This window comes from Nakamurella leprariae (assembly GCF_016918035.1).
GTDB classification, from domain to species: Bacteria; Actinomycetota; Actinomycetes; order Mycobacteriales; family Nakamurellaceae; genus Nakamurella; species Nakamurella leprariae.
Genome location: NZ_JAERWK010000005.1, coordinates 60,358 through 78,760, shown reverse-complemented (window position 1 = coordinate 78,760; position 18,403 = coordinate 60,358). Strand labels below are relative to the sequence as shown.

Annotated in this window: 21 protein-coding genes; 14 read left to right on the top strand and 7 right to left on the bottom strand. The window is 73.3% G+C overall.

The window, feature by feature from the left end; all coding sequences use genetic code 11:
• Positions 1-11: 11 nt before the first annotated feature.
• Entirely contained in the window at positions 12-266 is a 255-nt protein-coding gene (locus JL106_RS03210; protein WP_205259243.1) for a glutaredoxin family protein, read from the bottom strand.
• A gap of 334 nt (positions 267-600) precedes the next feature.
• Between JL106_RS03210 and JL106_RS03205 the strand changes: the two genes are divergently transcribed.
• From JL106_RS03205 to ccsB, 11 genes are all read left to right on the top strand, one after another.
• The gene (locus JL106_RS03205; RefSeq protein ID WP_328841150.1) at positions 601-1,323 is read left to right on the top strand and encodes a redox-sensing transcriptional repressor Rex; all 723 of its coding nucleotides are present in this window, start codon (positions 601-603) and stop codon (positions 1,321-1,323) included.
• A 193-nt stretch (positions 1,324-1,516) separates the two neighbouring features.
• Positions 1,517-3,037, top strand: a complete 1,521-nt coding sequence (locus tag JL106_RS03200) for a bifunctional uroporphyrinogen-III C-methyltransferase/uroporphyrinogen-III synthase (protein WP_205259242.1) — start codon at positions 1,517-1,519, stop codon at positions 3,035-3,037.
• A gap of 69 nt (positions 3,038-3,106) precedes the next feature.
• The gene (locus tag JL106_RS03195; protein ID WP_205259241.1) at positions 3,107-3,796 is read left to right on the top strand and encodes a hypothetical protein; all 690 of its coding nucleotides are present in this window, start codon (positions 3,107-3,109) and stop codon (positions 3,794-3,796) included.
• Between the two features lie 180 nt (positions 3,797-3,976).
• Entirely contained in the window at positions 3,977-4,585 is a 609-nt protein-coding gene (locus JL106_RS03190) for a DUF4064 domain-containing protein (protein ID WP_205259240.1), read from the top strand.
• Positions 4,586-4,814: 229 nt separating this feature from the next.
• Positions 4,815-5,462 carry a hypothetical protein gene (locus tag JL106_RS03185; RefSeq protein WP_205259239.1) on the top strand — a complete coding sequence of 216 codons (648 nt, stop codon included), beginning with the start codon at positions 4,815-4,817 and terminating at the stop codon, positions 5,460-5,462.
• Positions 5,459-5,797, top strand: a complete 339-nt coding sequence (locus JL106_RS03180; protein WP_205259238.1) for a hypothetical protein — start codon at positions 5,459-5,461, stop codon at positions 5,795-5,797. The genes JL106_RS03185 and JL106_RS03180 overlap by 4 nt, the downstream gene beginning before the upstream one ends.
• Positions 5,794-6,609 carry a histidine phosphatase family protein gene (locus tag JL106_RS03175; RefSeq protein ID WP_205259237.1) on the top strand — a complete coding sequence of 272 codons (816 nt, stop codon included), beginning with the start codon at positions 5,794-5,796 and terminating at the stop codon, positions 6,607-6,609. The genes JL106_RS03180 and JL106_RS03175 overlap by 4 nt, the downstream gene beginning before the upstream one ends.
• Positions 6,606-7,214: a TlpA family protein disulfide reductase gene (locus JL106_RS03170; RefSeq protein ID WP_205259236.1), complete on the top strand. Its 609-nt coding sequence runs from the start codon at positions 6,606-6,608 to the stop codon at positions 7,212-7,214. Before JL106_RS03175 ends, JL106_RS03170 begins: the two co-directional genes overlap by 4 nt.
• A gap of 1 nt (position 7,215) precedes the next feature.
• Entirely contained in the window at positions 7,216-8,079 is an 864-nt protein-coding gene (locus JL106_RS03165; protein ID WP_328841146.1) for a cytochrome c biogenesis CcdA family protein, read from the top strand.
• Positions 8,076-9,821, top strand: coding sequence for a cytochrome c biogenesis protein ResB (resB, locus tag JL106_RS03160; protein ID WP_328841144.1), 1,746 nt, complete (start codon positions 8,076-8,078; stop codon positions 9,819-9,821). The genes JL106_RS03165 and resB overlap by 4 nt, the downstream gene beginning before the upstream one ends.
• A gap of 53 nt (positions 9,822-9,874) precedes the next feature.
• Positions 9,875-10,942, top strand: coding sequence for a c-type cytochrome biogenesis protein CcsB (gene ccsB, locus JL106_RS03155; RefSeq protein WP_236006647.1), 1,068 nt, complete (start codon positions 9,875-9,877; stop codon positions 10,940-10,942).
• Positions 10,943-11,032: 90 nt separating this feature from the next.
• Here the strand turns inward: ccsB and JL106_RS03150 are convergent, their stop codons facing one another.
• The gene (locus tag JL106_RS03150) at positions 11,033-11,248 is read right to left on the bottom strand and encodes a hypothetical protein (RefSeq protein WP_205259235.1); all 216 of its coding nucleotides are present in this window, start codon (positions 11,246-11,248) and stop codon (positions 11,033-11,035) included.
• A gap of 229 nt (positions 11,249-11,477) precedes the next feature.
• Positions 11,478-11,684, bottom strand: a complete 207-nt coding sequence (locus JL106_RS03145) for a BldC family transcriptional regulator (protein ID WP_205259234.1) — start codon at positions 11,682-11,684, stop codon at positions 11,478-11,480.
• A gap of 485 nt (positions 11,685-12,169) precedes the next feature.
• Here JL106_RS03145 and JL106_RS03140 point away from each other — a divergent pair, with 485 nt between their 5' ends.
• The 3 genes from JL106_RS03140 (at position 12,170) to JL106_RS03130 (ending at position 14,547) form a co-directional block, all read left to right on the top strand.
• Positions 12,170-12,490 carry a DUF4229 domain-containing protein gene (locus JL106_RS03140; protein ID WP_205259233.1) on the top strand — a complete coding sequence of 107 codons (321 nt, stop codon included), beginning with the start codon at positions 12,170-12,172 and terminating at the stop codon, positions 12,488-12,490.
• A gap of 11 nt (positions 12,491-12,501) precedes the next feature.
• The gene (cds1, locus tag JL106_RS03135) at positions 12,502-13,638 is read left to right on the top strand and encodes an L-cysteine desulfhydrase Cds1 (RefSeq protein WP_205259232.1); all 1,137 of its coding nucleotides are present in this window, start codon (positions 12,502-12,504) and stop codon (positions 13,636-13,638) included.
• A gap of 357 nt (positions 13,639-13,995) precedes the next feature.
• On the top strand, positions 13,996-14,547 hold the full coding sequence (locus JL106_RS03130) for a hypothetical protein (protein WP_205259231.1): 552 nt from the start codon (positions 13,996-13,998) through the stop codon (positions 14,545-14,547).
• 13 nt (positions 14,548-14,560) lie between these two features.
• On the opposite strand, the gene JL106_RS03125 is transcribed toward JL106_RS03130, so the two are convergent.
• Genes JL106_RS03125 through JL106_RS03110 form a run of 4 tightly spaced genes read right to left on the bottom strand, consistent with a single transcriptional unit; the run spans position 14,561 to position 18,403 of the window.
• Positions 14,561-15,433, bottom strand: coding sequence for a 1,4-dihydroxy-2-naphthoate polyprenyltransferase (locus JL106_RS03125; protein ID WP_205259230.1), 873 nt, complete (start codon positions 15,431-15,433; stop codon positions 14,561-14,563).
• Positions 15,434-15,444: 11 nt separating this feature from the next.
• Entirely contained in the window at positions 15,445-16,095 is a 651-nt protein-coding gene (locus tag JL106_RS03120) for a mismatch-specific DNA-glycosylase (protein WP_328841139.1), read from the bottom strand.
• Positions 16,089-17,414 carry an AMP-binding protein gene (locus JL106_RS03115; protein WP_205259229.1) on the bottom strand — a complete coding sequence of 442 codons (1,326 nt, stop codon included), beginning with the start codon at positions 17,412-17,414 and terminating at the stop codon, positions 16,089-16,091. Before JL106_RS03115 ends, JL106_RS03120 begins: the two co-directional genes overlap by 7 nt.
• 17 nt (positions 17,415-17,431) lie before the next feature.
• Positions 17,432-18,403 carry a 1,4-dihydroxy-2-naphthoyl-CoA synthase gene (locus JL106_RS03110; protein ID WP_205259228.1) on the bottom strand — a complete coding sequence of 324 codons (972 nt, stop codon included), beginning with the start codon at positions 18,401-18,403 and terminating at the stop codon, positions 17,432-17,434.

Genomic DNA, 18,403 nt, shown 5'->3' with positions numbered 1-18,403 from the left:
GCCGGTCCCGGTCATCCGGTGAGCGCCTGTCGCAGCCGGTCGGGGTCGACCTCGTACCAGGCGTGATCGACGTCGTCGACCACCACCACCGGGACCCGGTCGCCGTATTCGGCCTGCAGCTCCGGGTCGCTGTCGACGTCCACCTCCACCCACGGCTCGCCGATGTCGGCGCAGACGCGGCCGACGACCGCGCGCGCCTCGGCGCACAGGTGACAGTCGACGCGAGTGTGCAGGACGACGCGGGCGGCGTCGGCGGGAGCGGTCATCGATCCATCTTCGCCCGGGTCCGCCAGCGTCCGGCACCGGTCCGGCTCCGGTCCGGCACTGGCCCGGTTCGCCGGCTCCGGCCGGGTGGAATTCGCGTGCCGGTCGACCGTTGGTCGACCGCTCGTCGATCCGAAGTGATCTGCCCGACATCATCTTCCGGGTGTCCGCGGCGCCGGTATGCGCTGGTCAGCGGCCGTTCCCAGATGCTGGGACGAGTGGTCGGCGACGACTTGGTACCGGCGTGTCGCTGTGACTAGGCTTCGGTGACCGGCGGCCTATCACACCAGGGTCGCCCCGGCGCCGGTGGGTCCGTCCCGCCATGGAGGCTTTCGGGTGGCAACGCAGGTCGGTGACGTCCACGAGGACGCTGCTCGCCGCGTCGCCGTGCCCGCCCGCTCCGGTGCCCGTCCGATCCCGCAGGCCTCCGCCGCGCGGTTGAGCCGTTATCTGCAGGTGCTCGGCGATCTCACCACGCGGACCGTGTCGTCCGCCGACCTGGCGCGCCGGGCCGGCGTCACCTCGGCCACCCTGCGCAAGGACCTCTCCTTCGTCGGCCCCTGCGGCACCCCCGGGGTCGGGTACGAGGTCGAGGCGCTCATCGGCCAGGTCAGTCAGGTGCTCGGCGTGCACCGCCGGTACCGGGTCGCGCTGGCCGGCGTCGGTCATCTCGGCCAGGCGCTGGCCGGGTACCCCGGATTCACCGGGCGCGGTCTGACCATCGCCGCCCTGTTCGACGCGGACCCGGAGCGGATCGGTGGCACCGTCGCCGGTCTCCAGGTCCACGACATCGCCGACGTGGCCACCGTGTGTCGGGCGGCGGACGTGGCCATCGGGGTGATCGCCACCCCGGCCGGGGCCGCGCAGCAGGTGGCCGAGGCGCTGGTCGACGCGGGCATCCGGTCGATCCTCAACTTCGCCCCGGCCGCGCTCGACCTGCCGGCCGACGTGCAGGTCCGCCGGGTCGACCTCGCCCTGGAACTCCAGATGCTCGCGTTCCACGAGACGCACCGGGAGCCAGCCGGTTCCGCCGGTGGCGCGGTCGTGGTGCGTCGATGATCGTCTCGACATCCGTGCAGCGCAGCCGGACGACGGGACCTCGGTCCTGGTTCCGGGTCTGCCCCGTGCGGGTGTCGTCGTTCGGCCCGGCCGCCCCGGTGCGGCCGGATCTGTCCGTAGCCCGGTCGGTGCGAGGTGGTCGCCTGCGGGCGTCGCTGCGCACCGGCGTCCCGTCGTCTGCAAGGAGCAGGACATGACCCGAGTGCGCAGGACCGGTGGCCGGATCACGTTCGTGGGGGCGGGACCCGGTGACCCCGGCCTGCTGACCGTCCGGGCCGGTGCCGCCCTGGCCGCGGCGGGCGTCGTCTACACCGACCCCGAGGTGTCCGAGGACGTGACCGCGCTGGCCACGCAGGCCGAGATCTGCCCCGCCGTGGGCGAACCCGGTGACGTGGCCAAGGCGCTGGTGGCGGCGGCCAAGGCGGGCCGGGCGGTCGTCCGACTGGTCGCCGGTGACGTCTTCACCGCCGATCCGGTGCTCACCGAACTGCAGGCGGTGGCCCGCACCTCGGTCGCGTTCGACGTGGTGCCCGGGCTGGCCGCCACCGCCGCGGCCGCGTACTCGGGCATCCCGGTCGGGTCGGTGCACACCGTCGCCGACGTGCGCACCACCTCGGACTGGGACGCGCTCGCCGCAGCCCCGGGGACGCTCGTGCTGCACGCCTCGGCCGGCCACCTGGCCGACACCGCCGCGCTGCTGGCCGAGTCCGGGCTGGCCGCAGAGACGCCGGCCGCGGTGACGTCGGGGGCGACGCTGCCCAGCCAGCGCACGGTGGAGGGCACCCTGGCCACCCTGGGCGGGCTGGCCCGCGACCTGAACGGGCCGCTGGTGGTGACCGTCGGCAGTGGCGTCGGTCAGCGGAACAAGTTGTCCTGGTGGGAGTCCCGCGCGCTGTACGGCTGGCGCGTGCTCATCCCGCAGACCCGTGACAACCACGAGGTGATGAGCGACCTGCTGCGGTCGCACGGCGCCATCCCGCAGCGGGTGCCCACCGTGGCGGTGGAACCGCCGCGCACCCCCGCCCAGATGGAGCGGGCGGTGAAGGGCCTGGTCGACGGTCGCTACCAGTGGGTCGTGTTCACCTCGATCAACTCGGTCCGCGCCGTGTGGGAGAAGTTCACCGAGTTCGGCCTGGACGCCCGGGCCTTCTCGGGCGTGCGGATCGCCTGCGTGGACGACGCCACGGCGGCCGCGGTCGCCGAGCGGGGCATCCGGCCGGAACTGGTGGCCACCTCGCAGCAGTCCTCGCTCGGGCTGCTCGACGACTTCCCGGAGTTCGACGACATCCTCGACCCGGTCAACCGGGTGCTGCTGCCGCGGGCCGACATCGCGACCGAGACGCTGGCCGAGGGGCTGCGCGAGGGCGGCTGGGAGATCGACGACGTCACCGCGTACCGCACGGTGCGGGCCGCGCCGCCGGCCGCGCCGATCCGCGAGGCGATCAAGAGCGGCGGGTTCGAGGCCGTCTGCTTCACCTCCGCCTCCACCGTCCGCAACCTGGTCGGCATCGCCGGCAAGCCGCACACCCGGTCGATCGTCGCGTGTCTGGGCCCGAAGACGGCCGAGACGGCGCGGGAGTTCGGGCTGCGCGTGGACGTGCAGCCGGAGCACGCCGACCTGGTGGCCATGGTCGAGTGCCTGGCCGAGCACGCCACCCAGCTGCGGGCGGCCGGCACCCTGCCGCCGCCGCGCAAGGCGCCCCGGCGGCGCTGACCCGGCAGCACTGACCCGGCAGGACTGACCGGGCGGCGCTGACCCGCCCGTGCTGGCTAGGCTCCGGCGATGAGCAGCCCGGGGAATCCGCAGCAGCCCGAGTCCGGCCAGTCCTGGCAGCCGTCCGGGGCGTGGCAGCCGCCGCAGTCCGGCGGGTACCCGAGCCAGCCGGGGCAGTACCCGAACCCGCAGGCCCACCAGCAGTACCCGGGTCAGGGACCGGGGGGCTGGGCGCCGTACGGCGGCGGGAACGCCATGCCGGCGCCACCCTCCCGGCCGGGCTCGGTGACCGGGGCGTTCGTCTGCCACCTGCTCACCATCGTCGCGGTCGTCGTGTCGGCGGTCGTGGTGATGACCAGCTCGGTGTGGGACCGCGCCGTGGAGGAGGCGGCCCGGCAGTCGCAGACCACCATCGACGTCGACACGGCAGTGACCTTCGCCCGTGTGCTGGTCATCGCGTTCGCAGTGGTCATCGCCGGACTGCTGCTGCTCTTCGCGATCAAGATGCTCACCGGGCGCAACTGGGCGCGGATCGTGCTGACCGTGTTGAGCGCGCTGACCGTGCTCAGCGGCTTGTCCGGTCAGACCAGGGCGTCCGTCACGGTGAATGGCGAGGTCTTCGAGGCCACCAGCACTGGGAGCAACTGGATCGGCGCGGTGATCGCCGCGGTGGCCATCGTGCTGATGTACGTGCCCGCGTCCAACCAGTACTTCCACCAGTCCAAGCAGTACCGGGCCATGCAACTGTTGCGTGGCTGATCTGCTCGGTCGGAGCGGACATACGGTCTGACGTCGCGTCTTCACAGAATGTAGTAGTTGCGGTTACGCTGGGTGAGTGGCGGATTCGACGAGTCCGTCCTCCACAGCTGACCCACCGTGTCGGCTCCTGTCCGCGGGGATCCGCGCTCCGCAGCCGGCATCTTCCTCGAGGAGACCGTCATGACCGCTGCACCGCCACCTCCGGGCGACACGTCCGGGACCTGGGGCGCCCCGACCGCCGGCGGCGATCCCGCCTACCAGGCGCCCGGCTACCCGATGAGCCCGCCGCCCGGCTATCCCGGCGGCGACTCCATGACCGCCGTCGCGCCCAAGCCGCCGGGCACCGTCACCGGCGCCTTCGTGCTGTATCTGATCAGCGCGATCGCCATCATCGTCACCGGTCTGCTGGTGTTCACCGGGCCGGTCGAGCGCCGGCTCCGCGAGGAACTCGAGGTCACCGACACCAGCAACACCACGATGAGCCTCGATCAGCTCGTGCAGGTCACCCAGTGGGTGGCGTTCGTGATCTCGCTCATCATCGGCGCGGTCTGGCTGCTCTTCATCTTCAAGATGCGCGCCGGCCGCAACTGGGCACGCATCGTCATCACCGTGTTCGCCGTCCTCGGCCTGCTGAGCCTGTTCTCCGGCTACCGCTCCGGTCAGGCCTGGGACTTCATCGGCCCGGTGCTGTCGGTGTTGGCGCTGGTCCTGATGTGGCTGCCGGCCTCCAACGAGTACTTCCAGGCCGCCGGCCGTCACCGGGCCGCGCAGGTGATGGCGCGCGGCTGATCAAGGTCGGGTTGCCAGCCGTGTACTCAGCGTGATACGTTCTGCTGGCACCGATCACGGGGGATGCGTACTTGGGACGCCTTGCTAGGTTCAATTCCTAGGTCCTCCACTCGCACCGGCTGATCGCCGGTCACCACGAAGCCCCCGGGGTGGACCCCGGGGGCTTCGTGCGTTCCCCCACTCGCGCGGACGCCGTCGCGCACCGTTCCGGCCGGTAGATTCTCAGCTCATGAGCGCTGCCTCGGGGGAACCGACTCGACGCCCCGGCTTCTTCGACTCCTTCCGGGCGGCGATGACCCCACCGCCGTTGCCCGACGACGACGGCAAGCCGCTCGCCCGGCCGTGGACCGTGCTGCTGTCGGTGGTGCTGGCCATCGTGGCCGGCCTCGCGCTGCTGTTCGTCGGGGTCGCGTCCGTGGCCACCGTGGACACCGGGGCGCGCGAGGCAGCGACCTGGGTGGACGACCGCCTGGCCGAGTGCCAGGACCGCGTCGGCGGCCGCGGCGAGGCCGTGGTGGTGCCGGAGAACCCGAACCAGGAGCAGCAGGCCTGGGTCGACTTCTGCCGCGACCAGCAGCCGTGGGGCGACGAGGACTACTCGAACTACAAGACCACCAACACGATCCTGGGCATCAGCTTCGGAGTGTTCGGTCTGCTGTCGATCGTCGGTGCCGTGCTCATGCTGCGCGAGAAGATCGTCGGCCGCCGGATGGTGATCGCCGCGGCCGTCGTGCTCGTGGCGAGCACGCTGCTGCTGGGTCTGCAGAGCCTGCCGCTGCTGGTGGCCACGCTGTTCCTCTTCGCCTCCGTCGCCCTGACGCTGATCGGGCCGGGCAGCCGGTACTTCCAGGTGCTGCGGCGGCGAGCGCGCTCGTGACGTCGGGGTCTGCGGTCGCGCCGTCGACGCCCCAGGCCCGGTCGGCGGTGCTGATCGGTGCCCTGGTCGCGGTGCTGGGGACGGTCGGCGCGGTGCTCGCGGTGTTCGCCGGCGTGCGGACCGACATGGTGACCACGGTGACCGGGACGACCCGGCTGGTCCACCTGTCGCCGGGATGGATCACCGGGGCGGCCGGCGCGGCGCTGGTCGCCGGCATCGCCGCCGTCCTGACCGGTACGGCACTGGTGCGGATGCGCGCCGACCGGTCCGTCCCGGAACCGGCGGGCGCTCCGCTGCGATCCGGGGCCGTGGTCGGATCCGGTGGGTCCCGATGACCGACACCGCTCGCACCGGCACGGTGCACCTGCTGCGGCACGGCAAGGTGCACAACCCGTCCGGCATCCTGTACGGCCGGCTGCCCGGGTACGTGCTGGCCGGCTCGGGGCAGGCCATGGCTGAAGCGGTCTGCCGGGACCTGGCCGGCGAGCGCGGCGCGGGTGGCCGCATCGACCTGGCCTACCTGGCCGCGTCGTCCCTGGTCCGCGCGCAGCAGACGGCGGCGCCGCTGGTGGCCGAGTTCGGGGTCCCGCTGGTGACCGACGACCGGCTCATCGAGGCCGGCAACCGGTTCGAGGGCCGGCGGATGACGGCCCGGACGACCACCGGTGAGCTGCTCCGACACCCGTCGAAGTGGCCGTGGCTGCGCAACCCGCTGCGTCCGTCCTGGGGCGAGCCGTACCTGGACATCGCGCACCGGATGCTCGGCGCCGTCTACACCGCGCTGGACGCGCTGGACAGCCGTGACCACCACGGCGCCGGGCGGGACGCGGTGCTGGTCTCCCACCAGTTGCCGATCTGGACGGTGCGGCGGTACCTGACCGGGCACCGGCTCTGGCACGACCCGCGCAGCCGGCAGTGCGCGGTCGCCTCGCTCACCTCGTTGCACTTCGAGGACGGCGTCTTCGTCGGCGTCAGCTACCGGGAACCCGCCGGGCACATCGCGGCGGTGGACGATCCGGAACCGCACGCGACCGGGATCACCCCCGACGACCCCACGGCGGACGGCACCCTGGAGGGGACGGCCGACCCGGGCGGCGTGGAGCCGTCCGGCACCGACGGACCGACCCGAGGCGGAGGCAGGCGATGAACGGCACCACCAGGCGGCAGCGTCGCGGCTCCCGGCCGCTGGTCGCGCTGCTGCTGGCCGCGATCGCCGTGCTGGTCGGCTGCTCCACCGGCGACGACGCCGCCGTCTACGGCGGGTCGTTCACCTTCGTCTCGCCGGACGGCAAGGTCGAGCTGAGCTACCCGGAGGACGAGCGCAAGACGGTCTCGCCGATGAGCGGATCGTCGGTCGACGACGCGGACGTCACCATCTCCACGGACGACTACCCGGGCCAGGCCGTGGTGCTGAACTTCTGGGGCTCCTGGTGCAACCCGTGCCGGGCCGAGGCCGACGACCTGAACGCGGCCGCCACCGAACTGGCCCCGCTGGGCGTGCAGTTCATCGGCCTGAACGTCAAGGACTCCCGCGCCCCGGCCGCCGACTTCGAGGCGGCCAAGCAGACGCCGTACCCGTCGATCTTCGACCCGGCCATGCGCACCATGCTCTCGCTGCGCGGGTACCCGACCAGTGGCATCCCGTCGACCATCGTGCTCGATCAGCAGCACCGGGTGGCCCAGATCTGGCTGCGCCCGGTCACCCGGACGGAACTGGTCGCCGCGGTGAAGTCCATCGTCGGGAGCGAGTGAGGTGCTGTCCGCCGCGGAGCTGACCGGCGTCGCGCTGGCCGCGGCCCCGGCGGTCACCGAGACCGTGTCCGACGGGCCGCTGATCGTCGCCGCCGCACTGTCGGTGGCGGCCGGGTTCATCTCCTTCGCCTCGCCGTGCGTGGTGCCGCTGGTGCCCGGCTACCTGTCGTACCTGGCCGGGCTGGTCGGCGCCGAGGTGGGGGAGCGCACCACCGCCGCAGCCACCGCGGGTCAGCCGGGAATCCTGATCACCGCCGACCGGCGGGCCGCGCGGACCTCCCGGCGTCGGCTGGTGCTGGCCACCGGGCTGTTCGTGCTCGGCTTCACGGTCGTCTTCCTGGCCCAGGCCTGGGGCGTGCTGGGCCTGGCCCACGTGTTGCTGGCCAACGAAGAGACCCTGATGCGGGTCGGCGGCGCGGTGACCATCGTGATGGGCCTGGTCATGGCCGGACTCGTCCGGCCGCTGCAGCGGGAGCGCCGACTGCACCTGCGACCGACCGGCCGAGTGCTCGGGGCGCCGCTGCTCGGCGCGGTGTTCGCCCTCGGCTGGACGGTGTGCCTGGGCCCGACCCTGGTCGGGGTCGTCGGGCTGGCCGGGGCGACCGACTGGGGCGGAGCCGCCTGGCGTGGCTTCGCCCTGGTCATCTGCTACTGCCTGGGCCTGGGTCTGCCGTTCCTGCTGCTGGCCTTCGGCTTCGGCTGGGCCGGCCGGGCGGTCGGCGTGCTGCGCCGGCACAGCCGGGTCATCCAGCTCATCGGGGCGGGCGCGCTCGTGCTGCTCGGCGTCCTCATGGTCAGCGGCGCGTGGGCCGAGTTCATCGCGTGGTTGCGCGTGCACACCGCGCAGTTCGGGACGGTGTTGTGAGCAGCGGGACGGCGACGACGACAGGTTCCTCGAGCGACCCGGCGGGCCCCCCGGCGTACCGACGACCGAACCTGCCGCGGCGGGGGCTGGCCGTGCTGCGCAACCTGTGGCGGCAGCTGACCAGCATGCGCGTCGCACTGGTGCTGCTCTTCCTGCTCGCGCTGGCCTCGCTGCCCGGCGCCCTGCTGCCGCAGTGGTCGCTGAACCAGAGCAAGACCGCCCAGTACCTCCTCGACCACCCGACGCTCGGCCCGTGGCTGGACCGGCTCGGGTTCTTCGATGTGTTCGCCTCGCCCTGGTACTCGGCCATCTACCTGCTGCTGTTCACCTCGCTGGTCGGCTGCCTGCTGCCCCGGTGCTGGGAGTTCGCCCAGCAACTGCGCACCCCGCCGGTGGCGGCGCCGCGCAACCTGGCCCGGCTGCCGCACCACGCGCGGGTCGAGGTGACCGGCACACCGGACGAGGTCGCGGCCCGGATCGACGCCGGCCTGCGCGGCTGGCGCCGGACGGTGCGCGCCGGCGGTGCGACGGGTGCCGGCGCAGCGTCTGATGGTCGGAGCCCGGGCTCGCTCGTGCCTCGCTCGCCCGACTCCTCCGTCACCGTCTCGGCCGAGAAGGGCTACCTGCGCGAGGTCGGCAACCTGGTGTTCCACCTGTCGCTCCTCGGGCTGCTGCTGGCCATCGCGGCCGGCCGGTTGTTCGGCTACGAGGGCTCGGTCATCCTGAACGCCGGACAGGACCTGGACGGCAACCCGTCGGTCTTCTGCTCGAGCTCGCCGGCCAACTACGACAACTTCCGGCCCGGGCTGACCATCGACGGCACCGACCTGTCGCCGTTCTGCGTGCAGGTCGACTCGTTCCACGCCGGCTACACCGACCTGGGCCAGGCCGTCGAGTTCGACGCCCGGGTGCAGTACCAGGCCGGGGACGAGGTCTTCAGCGACGTCTGGCACCCGGCGAACCTGCAGGTCAACGACCCACTGCGGATGGGCGGGGAACGGCTGTACCTGCTCGGCCACGGCTTCACCCCGCAGTTCCAGGTCACCTGGCCGGACGGCACCCAGCGGGAGTACGAGCAGACCTTCCAGCCCGAGAACGGCGACCCGAACTTCCTGTCCAGTGGCGCGGTCAAGATCTCCGACCCGCCCGGGTACGTGGGCGACGAGGTGCGGGAGCACCAGCTGGCCCTGGTCGGGTTGTTCGCCCCGACCGCATGGCTGCAGGACGGGAACTTCCTGGTGAGCGTCTTCCCGGAGCCGACCGACCCGGCCGTGGCCATCCAGGCGTATCGCGGTGACCTGGGTACCGAGGACGGCACCGCGCAGTCGGTGTTCACCATCGACACCGACCAGGTCGACAACGGCGAGCTGGTCGAGCTGGACCGGGCCAACCTGGCCATCGGCGAGTCGATGACCCTCGACGACGGCACCGTGATCACCTTCACCGGGTTCCGCGAGTGGGTGTCCCTGCAGACGTCCTACGACCCGGCCCAGACCTGGGCGCTGGTCTTCGCGGTACTGCTGCTGATCGGCCTGATGATCTCGCTGGTGATCAAGCGACGCCGGGTCTGGTACCGGATCGCCGTGCTCGACGACGCGGGATCGGAGTCGGCCCGGCCCCGGTGCGTGGTCCACGTCGGTGGGCTGGCCCGCACCGACCAGGCCGGCTACGGCGAGGAGTTCGACCGGTTGGCGGCGCTGCCGGACCGCCCGGTCGAGCCCGGGGCCCGGTCCGGGCGGTAGGGCAGAATGCTCAGGGGCGCGCGGGAACGCGCGACGGGAAGGCGGGTTGCGGCATGGTGAACGAGGCGCTGGCCCGGTGGTCGGACCTGGCGTTCGAGGCGGCGCTGGCCGGGTACGTGGTCGCGTTGGCCTGCTACGCCATCGACTTCGCGGCGCGACGCGGCGCGGTCCCGACGGAGGCCGAGGCGGCCAGCGTCCGGATCCGGCAGGCGGCCCGGGCCGGCGGCACGACGACGCTGGAGGCGCCCGGCCACATCGGGACGGTCCAGCGGCGCACCGCGCGGCCGATGGCCGAACGGTTCGGCACCGCGGCGGTCGTCGTCACCGTCGTCGCGACGGCGGCCAACCTGCTCTCCGTGCTCTTCCGCGGTCTGGCCGTCTCCCGGCTGCCGCTGGCCAACATGTACGAGTACGCCTCGGCCATCTGCGCGATCGCCATGGTCTGCTGGCTGATCGTGCTGGCCCGGACCAAGGCCCGGGCCCTGGGCCTGTTCGTGCTGCTGCCGGTGACGATCCTGGCCGGCGTCGCCTTCTCGGTGCTGTACGTGCCGGCCGGCCCGGTGGTGCCCGCCCTGAACTCGTACTGGAAGTGGATCCACGTCTCCACCGTGTCGATCTCGTCCAGCATCCTGCTGGTCACCGGGGCCGCCTCCGTGCTCTATCTGCTGCGATCCCGCTACGAGCGGCGACTGGTGGCCGATCAGCGCGCGGTGACCGACGCGGCCGCGGCCCCGGGTGGCGGCGACGTCTTCCCGGGGAGCGTCACCAGCGTGGCGGCCGATCGTTCGTTGCTGAGCCGGCTGCCCTCGCTGGCCTCGCTCGACCGCATCGCCTACCGCACGGCCATCGTGGCCTTCCCCATCTACACGTTCGCCCTCATCGCCGGGGCCCTGTGGGCCGAGGTGGCGTGGGGCCGGTACTGGGGCTGGGACCCGAAGGAGACCTGCGCCTTCGTGTCCTGGGTGTTGTACGCGGGCTACCTGCACGCCCGGGCGACCGCCGGCTGGCGGGGCCGGCCGGCTGCGTGGATCGCGGTGGTCGGGTTCGCGTCGATCATCTTCAACCTGTTCTTCATCAACATGGTCGTCTCGGGGCTGCACTCGTACGCCGGTCTGAACTGATCGGACCCGAGGACGACGAAGGCCCCCGATCCGCTGGATCGGGGGCCTTCGTCGTGGTGCCGCTGCGGCGATCGGAGGGCAGTGAGCCGCTCAGCCGCTCTTGTCCTCGCCCCGCAGTTTCCGGTCGATCTCGCCGAGGAACTCGGGGTCGTCGTCCGGCGCGATGATCCGCGGCGGCTGCTGCGGACGGGTGGGCCGCGGCGGGCGCGGGCCAGCCTCGGTGCGGGCGTTGGTCTGTGCTCCCAGCCCACGCCAGGCGAGCGCGATCACCAGGACCGTCACGGCGATGGCCACGAGCATGTACATCCGGCGCCTCCTTCGTCGTCCACAAGACTACGCACGTTTCGCCGGAGTGGCTGGGGGTCCGATGCACACGGTCGTGGTAGTGGCTCGATCGTGATCCCGACCGTCGTGCCCGCCCGGCCCGGCGGCGGCGCCGGGCACGGGCCGGAACGACGGACGCCGCCCCGGCCCGTCGTGATCGACGGTGCCGGAGCGGCGTCCGATGCGGTGCTGTCCCGCTCCGCGCCTTCTCTCAGGCGCTCGTGCGGGACGCCTCCATCGTGAGGTCGGCGAGCAGGGCGCTCACCTCGGACTCGCGGAACCGGCGGTGTCCGCCGGGAGTCCGGATCGAGCCGATCCGCCCGGCCGACGCCCATCGGGTCACGGTCTTCGGATCCACCCTGAACATCAACGCCACCTCACCCGGCGTCAACAGTCGCTCTGACGATTCAATGGTCACGCGCCACCTCCACTTAGGTCCCCGACTGGCCTCGTAGTGCCTTCCGCGGCGGTGTCGCCCGCGGTGATTGCAGGCACCGTGGCTCGACCGAAGCGGACAGGCCCGCCCATTGTGCTCCTCCGGGCTCACTCGGTCGAGCAGCCGAACCGGGTACACCGGTCAAATCCGGAAACGCTGCGACAACAGAACGTGATGGATGACGCCACTCGCGCGGCGATGCGTCCACCCGGGTGGCGCCGAACCGGTGATCAACTGACCGTCAACGACTGCTCACGTCACGTGCGGCAGCGGAACGGCGGGACCGGTTGCCGATTACCCTCGGCCGGGTGTCACCCAGTGCGCAACCACCAGTCGACCCGCAGCCGTCCGTGATGCCGTCGGGGCCGGATCGGTCCGCTCCGCCCAGTCCTTCCGGCGCACCGCCGGCGTCCTCGTCGGGCCCGTCGTCGGCATCCTCGACACCGCGGCTGGGTCGCGACCTGATCGTGTACACGCTGCTGCGGGTGGTGCTGATCGTGGCGCTGGCCGCCCTGTTGTCGATCTTCATGCCGTTGGTGGTCGCCGCGCTGTTCGCCATCGTGCTGCAGCTGCCGCTGGCCTGGGTGGTGTTCGGGCGCCAGCGCCGCCGGGTGAACGACGCGATCGCGGGTGCGTCCCGGCACCGGCGGGCCGACCGCGACCGGTTGCGCGCCGCGCTGGAAGGCAGCGCCGCTCTCAGCGCCGGTCCGAGCGCCGGTCCGAGTGCCGAGCCGGGTGGCGGCCCCGTGGATCCGCCGGCCGCCCGGCCGACCGGCCCCGGACGGTGAGCCGGGCCGCGGTGACCGGTTCCGAGGAGGCCGTCGCGTCCGCGTCGCTGGACCGCTCGGACGAGCCGCACCGCCGCTGGGTGGCCGACGCGGTCCGCCGGATCGAGGCCGACACCCAGCGCAGCGCGGACACCCACCTGCTTCGGTTCCCGTTGCCCCGGCTGACCCCGGCGCCGGACGAGCCCGGCATCGAGCTGTACCTCAAGGACGAGTCGACCCACCCGACCGGCTCACTGAAGCACCGGCTGGCCCGGTCGCTGTTCCTCTACGCGCTCTGCAACGGCTGGCTGGGTCCGGACTCGACCGTGGTGGAGGCCTCCTCCGGATCCACCGCGGTGTCCGAGGCCTACTTCGCCCGGCTGATCGGGCTGCCGTTCATCGCCGTGATGCCGGCCCGCACCTCACCGCGCAAGTGCGCCCTCATCGAGTCGCACGGCGGGCGCTGCCATCTGGTGACCGAACCGGCCGCGATCTACGCCGAGGCCCGGCGGCTCGCCGACGAGACCGGTGGCCACTACCTGGACCAGTTCACCCACGCCGAGCGGGCCACCGATTGGCGCGGCAACAACAACATCGCCGAGTCGATCTTCACGCAGTTGCGGCTGGAGCCGCACCCGGTGCCGGAGTGGATCGTCATCGGCGCCGGCACCGGTGGGACCAGCGCGACCATCGGCCGGTACGTCCGCTACCGCGGCTACCCGACCCGGGTGTGCGTGCCCGACCCGGAGGGGTCCGCCTTCTACCCGGCCTGGGTCGCGGGAGATCCGACCGTCACCGCGCCCGGCTCCCGGATCGAGGGCATCGGCCGGCCCCAGGTGGAGCCGTCGTTCGTCGGCCAGGCCATCGACCGGATGGTGCAGGTGCCGGACGCCGCGTCGGTGGCCACCATGCGGGAGGTGGAGTCGGTGCTCGGCCGCCGGGTCGGACCGTCCACCGGCACCAACCTGTGGGCGGCGTTCTCGCTGGTGGCCGAGCTGGCCCGGGCGGGCCGCACCGGCTCGGTGGTCACCCTGCTGTGCGACGGCGGCGAGCGCTACGCCGACACCTACTACGACGACGGCTGGGTCGCGGCGCAGGGCTGGGACCTGGCCGGCCCGGCCCGGACCGTGCGGGACTTCCTGACCAGCGGGGTGTGGCCCGCCGGCTGACGGCACAGGCTGACGCGTCGGCCCGGACCCACCCCCTGGAGGGTCCGGGCCGACGACCGGGCGGGCAGGCCGGGCATCTCGGGGTTGCTCATCGTTCCTCCTCATCGGGCCTGGTGCGGTCCGGCGTCGGGACCACCGTCGACGGCGCCCTCGGGGCTGGATCGGCCGACGGTCGCGGGCGGACCCAAGTGGGCGTCGCGGCATCCGACGGAGCGCGGGATCCGGACGACCGGGTCGGTGTGCGGAGCGAGGCCTGGGCGGCCAGAGACACGTCCGGATCAGCGATCCCGGCGACCGGACCGGCGAATCCGGCGGGGATCCGGTGACGAAGATCGTTCCCAGTGGTAGGTGTGGACGGTGGCCGAGGACGGGACCGACGGCACGCGGATCGTCGGCACGCACGCCCCGGTGACGCGCCGCTCGAAGCTGACGACCGGCGCCGTCCTGGTCGCCGCGGCGGCCTGGGTGATCATCTGGTCGATCTGGCTGCAGACGTGGAGCGGCGCACTGCTGGCCGTCGTGTTCTGGATGCAGGCCGCCGCCCGGTTCGTGCTGCCGCCCACGGTCATCGACTCGACCGGCATCCAGCGGCGTTGGCGGCGGCGGCACCCGGTGATCCGCTGGCCGGACGTGGCGTCGGTGGCCGCGCCGCAGCCGGGGGTTCCGGCGGTGGTGCTGCGGCTGACCCGCGGCGGCACGGTGACGCTGGACGACGTCCCGGCCGAGCGGTCCGCCGAGGTGGCGGCCCTGGGCGGCACAGCGCTCACCACGCCGCCCCCACCGGCAGCACCGCCACCGCCCCGGCCGGAAGCGCAGAGCGAGCAGGACCTGGCCGCCGACGCGGCCCGGCGTGCGGAGCGGCTGGAGCAGGGCTGGGCCGAGCTGCGCCGCCGCTCCGGCTGGAGCTGAGGCCCGGCCTCCGTCAGGCGCTGAGCGCCATCCCGATCCCGAGCAGTGCCGCGAAGACGAACTCCAGCCGGCCGGTCTGGCCCAGCGCCCCGATCAGCTCGCGTCCTTGACCCCCGGTGAGCACCGTGCGGATCGGCGGCACGGCCAGTGGTGCCGCGAGCAGGGCGAGCAGCGTCCAGGGATTGCCGAAGGCCAGTGCGGCCGCCGCGACGAACGCGCCGACGACCATGACCACGTACACCCGGCGCGCCGCCGGGCCGCCGAGCAGCACAGCCAGAGTCCGCTTGCCGGACGCGGCGTCGGTGGGGATGTCGCGGACGTTGTTGACCATGAGCAGCGCGCAGGCCAGCAGGCCGATGCCCAGCGCCGCGACCAGGACCCGCGGCGACAGCCGCTCGGCCTGCACGTAGGTGGTGCCGAGCACCGCGACCAGACCGAAGAACACGAAGACGAACACCTCGCCGAATCCGGCGTAGCCGTAGGGGCGGGGTCCGCCGGTGTAGAACCAGGCCGCGGCCACGCAGGCCGCACCGACCGGCACCAGCCACCAGCTGGTCACCGCGGCCAGGACCAGACCGGCCAGGCCGGCCACCGCGAAGCAGGCGAAGGCGGCCAGCTTCACCGTCCGCGGCTCGGCCGCGCCAGATCCGACCAACCGCATCGGCCCGACGCGCTGGGTGTCGGTGCCGCGGATGCCGTCGGAGTAGTCGTTGGCGTAGTTCACACCGATCTGCAGGGCCAGCGACACCAGCAGCGCCAGCGCGGCCCGCCACGCGGAGAACCCGTGCAGGGCGATGGCCCCGCCGGTGCCGACCAGGACCGGCGCGATCGCGGCCGGCAGGGTGCGGGGGCGGGCGGCGGAGCGCCATTGCTGGAAGGTGGCCACGTGCGCTCACCCTAGAGGGTGCCGGAGGCGCCCTGTTCCGCCGCGGGGGTCCGCGCTGCGACGACCGGGCCGACCGGGACGCCGGCGACCACCGCGACCTCCCGGTACGCGGCTGCCAGGGACGCAACCGTCTCGTGCGCATTCAGGCCGCTGGGGTTGGGCAGCACCCACAGTGGCGTGTCACCGAGCTCGGGCGCTGCGTCGGTCTGCCGTCCCACCTCGGCGTCCCGCCGGCCGAAGGCGGCCCGGTAGGCGGTGACCCCGAGCACGGCCACCACGGCCGGGCGGTGCTCGGCCACTGTGCGTCGCAGCCGCTCGCCGCCCGCCCGCAACTGTGCGGCGGTGAGCTCGGCCGAGGTGGCGGTGGCCATCGGCACCAGGTTGGTGATGCCGATGCCACGGTCGGCCAGCACGGCCCGGTCCGCGTCCGAGAGTCCGGCCCGGGCGTCCACCTGGTGCGGCGTGATGCCCGCCGCGGCCAACGCGGGCCAGAACCGGTTGCCGGGCCGGGCGAAGTGCGCGTTCACCGCGGCGGTCCACAGGCCCGGGTTGATCCCGACGAACAGCAGCCGCAGCCCCGGACCGATCAGGTCGTCGACGCGGGCGCCGTGGAACCGCAGCAGCTCGTCCCGGGTGAACCCGGTCCGGGCCGACCTCACCACGGGGGCGGGCTGTCGCCCGCGGCGAGCCGGCGCACCGCCGCCCGGTCCGGCTTGCCGGGACCGAGGGTCGGGATCTGGGCGACCAGCACCACCCGACGCGGTTCACTGGGCCGGTCCAGGGCCCGCCCGGCCGCCCGGACCGCGGCCGGGAGCGTCGCCGTCCCGGCTCCGAGGTCCGGCACCACCACGGCGACCACCGCCTGTCCCCACTCCGGGTCGGGCACACCGGTCACCACCACGTCGCGGACCCCGGGCACCCGGCGCAGCGCCGCCTCGACCCGCAGCGGGACGACGTTCTCCCCGCCGGTGACGATCACGTCGTCACGCCGGCCGAGCACCTGCAGCCGGTCGCCGTCCCACCGGCCCAGGTCGGTGGTGACGAAGGTGCGCAGCGCCCCGGCGCCCGGGTCGGCGGGGAAGGCCGGGTCACCGGGCCGGCCGCGGTAACCGCGGGCCACCATCGGCCCGCGGATCGCGATGATCCCGCCCGACGTCGGCCCCGCCGAGCCGTCACCGGCCGCGTCATCCGGTCCGAGCAGGCCGACCTCGGCGCCGGGCAGCGGGATGCCGTCGTACACCGAGCCACCGGCGGTCTCGCTCATCCCGTAGGTGGTGACGATCCGGATGCCGACGGCCCGGGCCGCGTCCTGCAGGTCCGGCGGGGTGGCCGCCCCGCCGACCAGCACCGCGTCGAAGGTGGCCAGCGCGGCGGTGGCCTCGGCGTCGTCCAGCACCCGCCGCAGCTGGGTCGGCACCAGGGAGGTACGCCGTGGCCCGGACGGCATCCGGTGCACCGCCGCGGTGAACGACGCCGCCCGGAACGGCGGGGCCAGCACCAGCGGTTCGGTGCCGGCGGCCAGGCTGCGCAGCAGCACCTGGAGGCCGCCGATGTGCCAGCTGGGCAGCGGCAGCAGCCAGTGCACCGCGGCTGGATCAGAAGCCGGACCAGCGGATGCACCATCAGCCGGATCATCAGCCCGATCATCAGCCGGACCGCCCAGGTGCTGGGCCGTCGCCGCCGCCGACGCACACAGCGCCCCGGCCGGCAGCAGCACACCCTTGGCCGTGCCGGTGGAGCCGGAGGTGGCGATCATCAGCACCACCGGGTCGGCGGGATCGTCCTCGGCCGGCGGCACCGGCGCGTCCGCGGCCAGGTCGCGGGCCAGGCGGGCCGCCGTGGTGTCGTCGTCCGCGGGCACCGGCAGCAGCACCGGGCCGTCACCGGCCAGCGCCGCGGCCAGCGCCGGAAGATGCTGCAGCACCGTGTCATCCGGCGGCATGGGCAGCACCCGCACCGGCCGGCCGGTCGCTCCGCTCATCGGCGCACCATCGGAGCTCAGTACGCCCAGGGGTACGGCGAGAAGTCGGCGGACCGCTTCTGCAGGAACGAGTCCCGGCCCTCGACGGCCTCGTCGGTGCCGTACGCCAGTCGCGTCGCCTCTCCGGCGAACAGCTGCTGGCCGACCATGCCGTCGTCGGTCAGGTTGAACGCGTACTTCAGCATCCGTTGCGCGGTGGGGGATTTCGCGGTGATCTCGGCGGCCCACTGCAGCGCCACCCGCTCCAGGTCGGCGTGCGGGACCACCTCGTTCACCGCGCCCATGGCGTGCATCTGCGCGGCGGTGTACTCGCGCCCGAGGAAGAAGATCTCCCGGGCGAACTTCTGTCCGACCATCTTGGCCAGGTACGCCGACCCGTACCCGGCGTCGAACGACCCGACGTCGGCGTCGGTCTGCTTGAACCGGGCGTGCTCGGCGCTGGCCAGGGTGAGATCGCAGGTGACGTGCAGGGAGTGGCCGCCGCCGGCCGCCCAGCCGGGCACCACGGCGATCACCACCTTGGGCATGAACCGGATCAGCCGCTGCACCTCCAGGATGTGCAGCCGGCCGGCCCGGGCCACGTCGGCGACCGTCGGCGGGTCGTCGGACTCGGCGTAGCGATAGCCGTCGCGTCCCCGGATCCGCTGGTCCCCGCCGGAGCAGAACGCCCAGCCGCCGTCCTTGGGGCTGGGGCCGTTGCCGGTGAGCAGCACGCAGCCCACGTCACCCGAGGTGCGGGCGTGCTCGAGCACCAGCAGCAGTTCGTCCACCGTGTGCGGCCGGAAGGCGTTGCGCACCTCCGGCCGGTCGATGGCCACCCGCACAGTGGGCAGGTCGGTGACGGTGCCGTCCGGGTCCCGGCGCACCGCCCGGTGGTAGGTGACGTCGGTCAGGTCGAAGCCGTCCACCGTCCGCCAGGCGGCCGGGTCGAACAGCTCGCTCGGGCGGGCGGGCGGATCGATCGGTTCGGACGGCACCTCGGAGCGCAT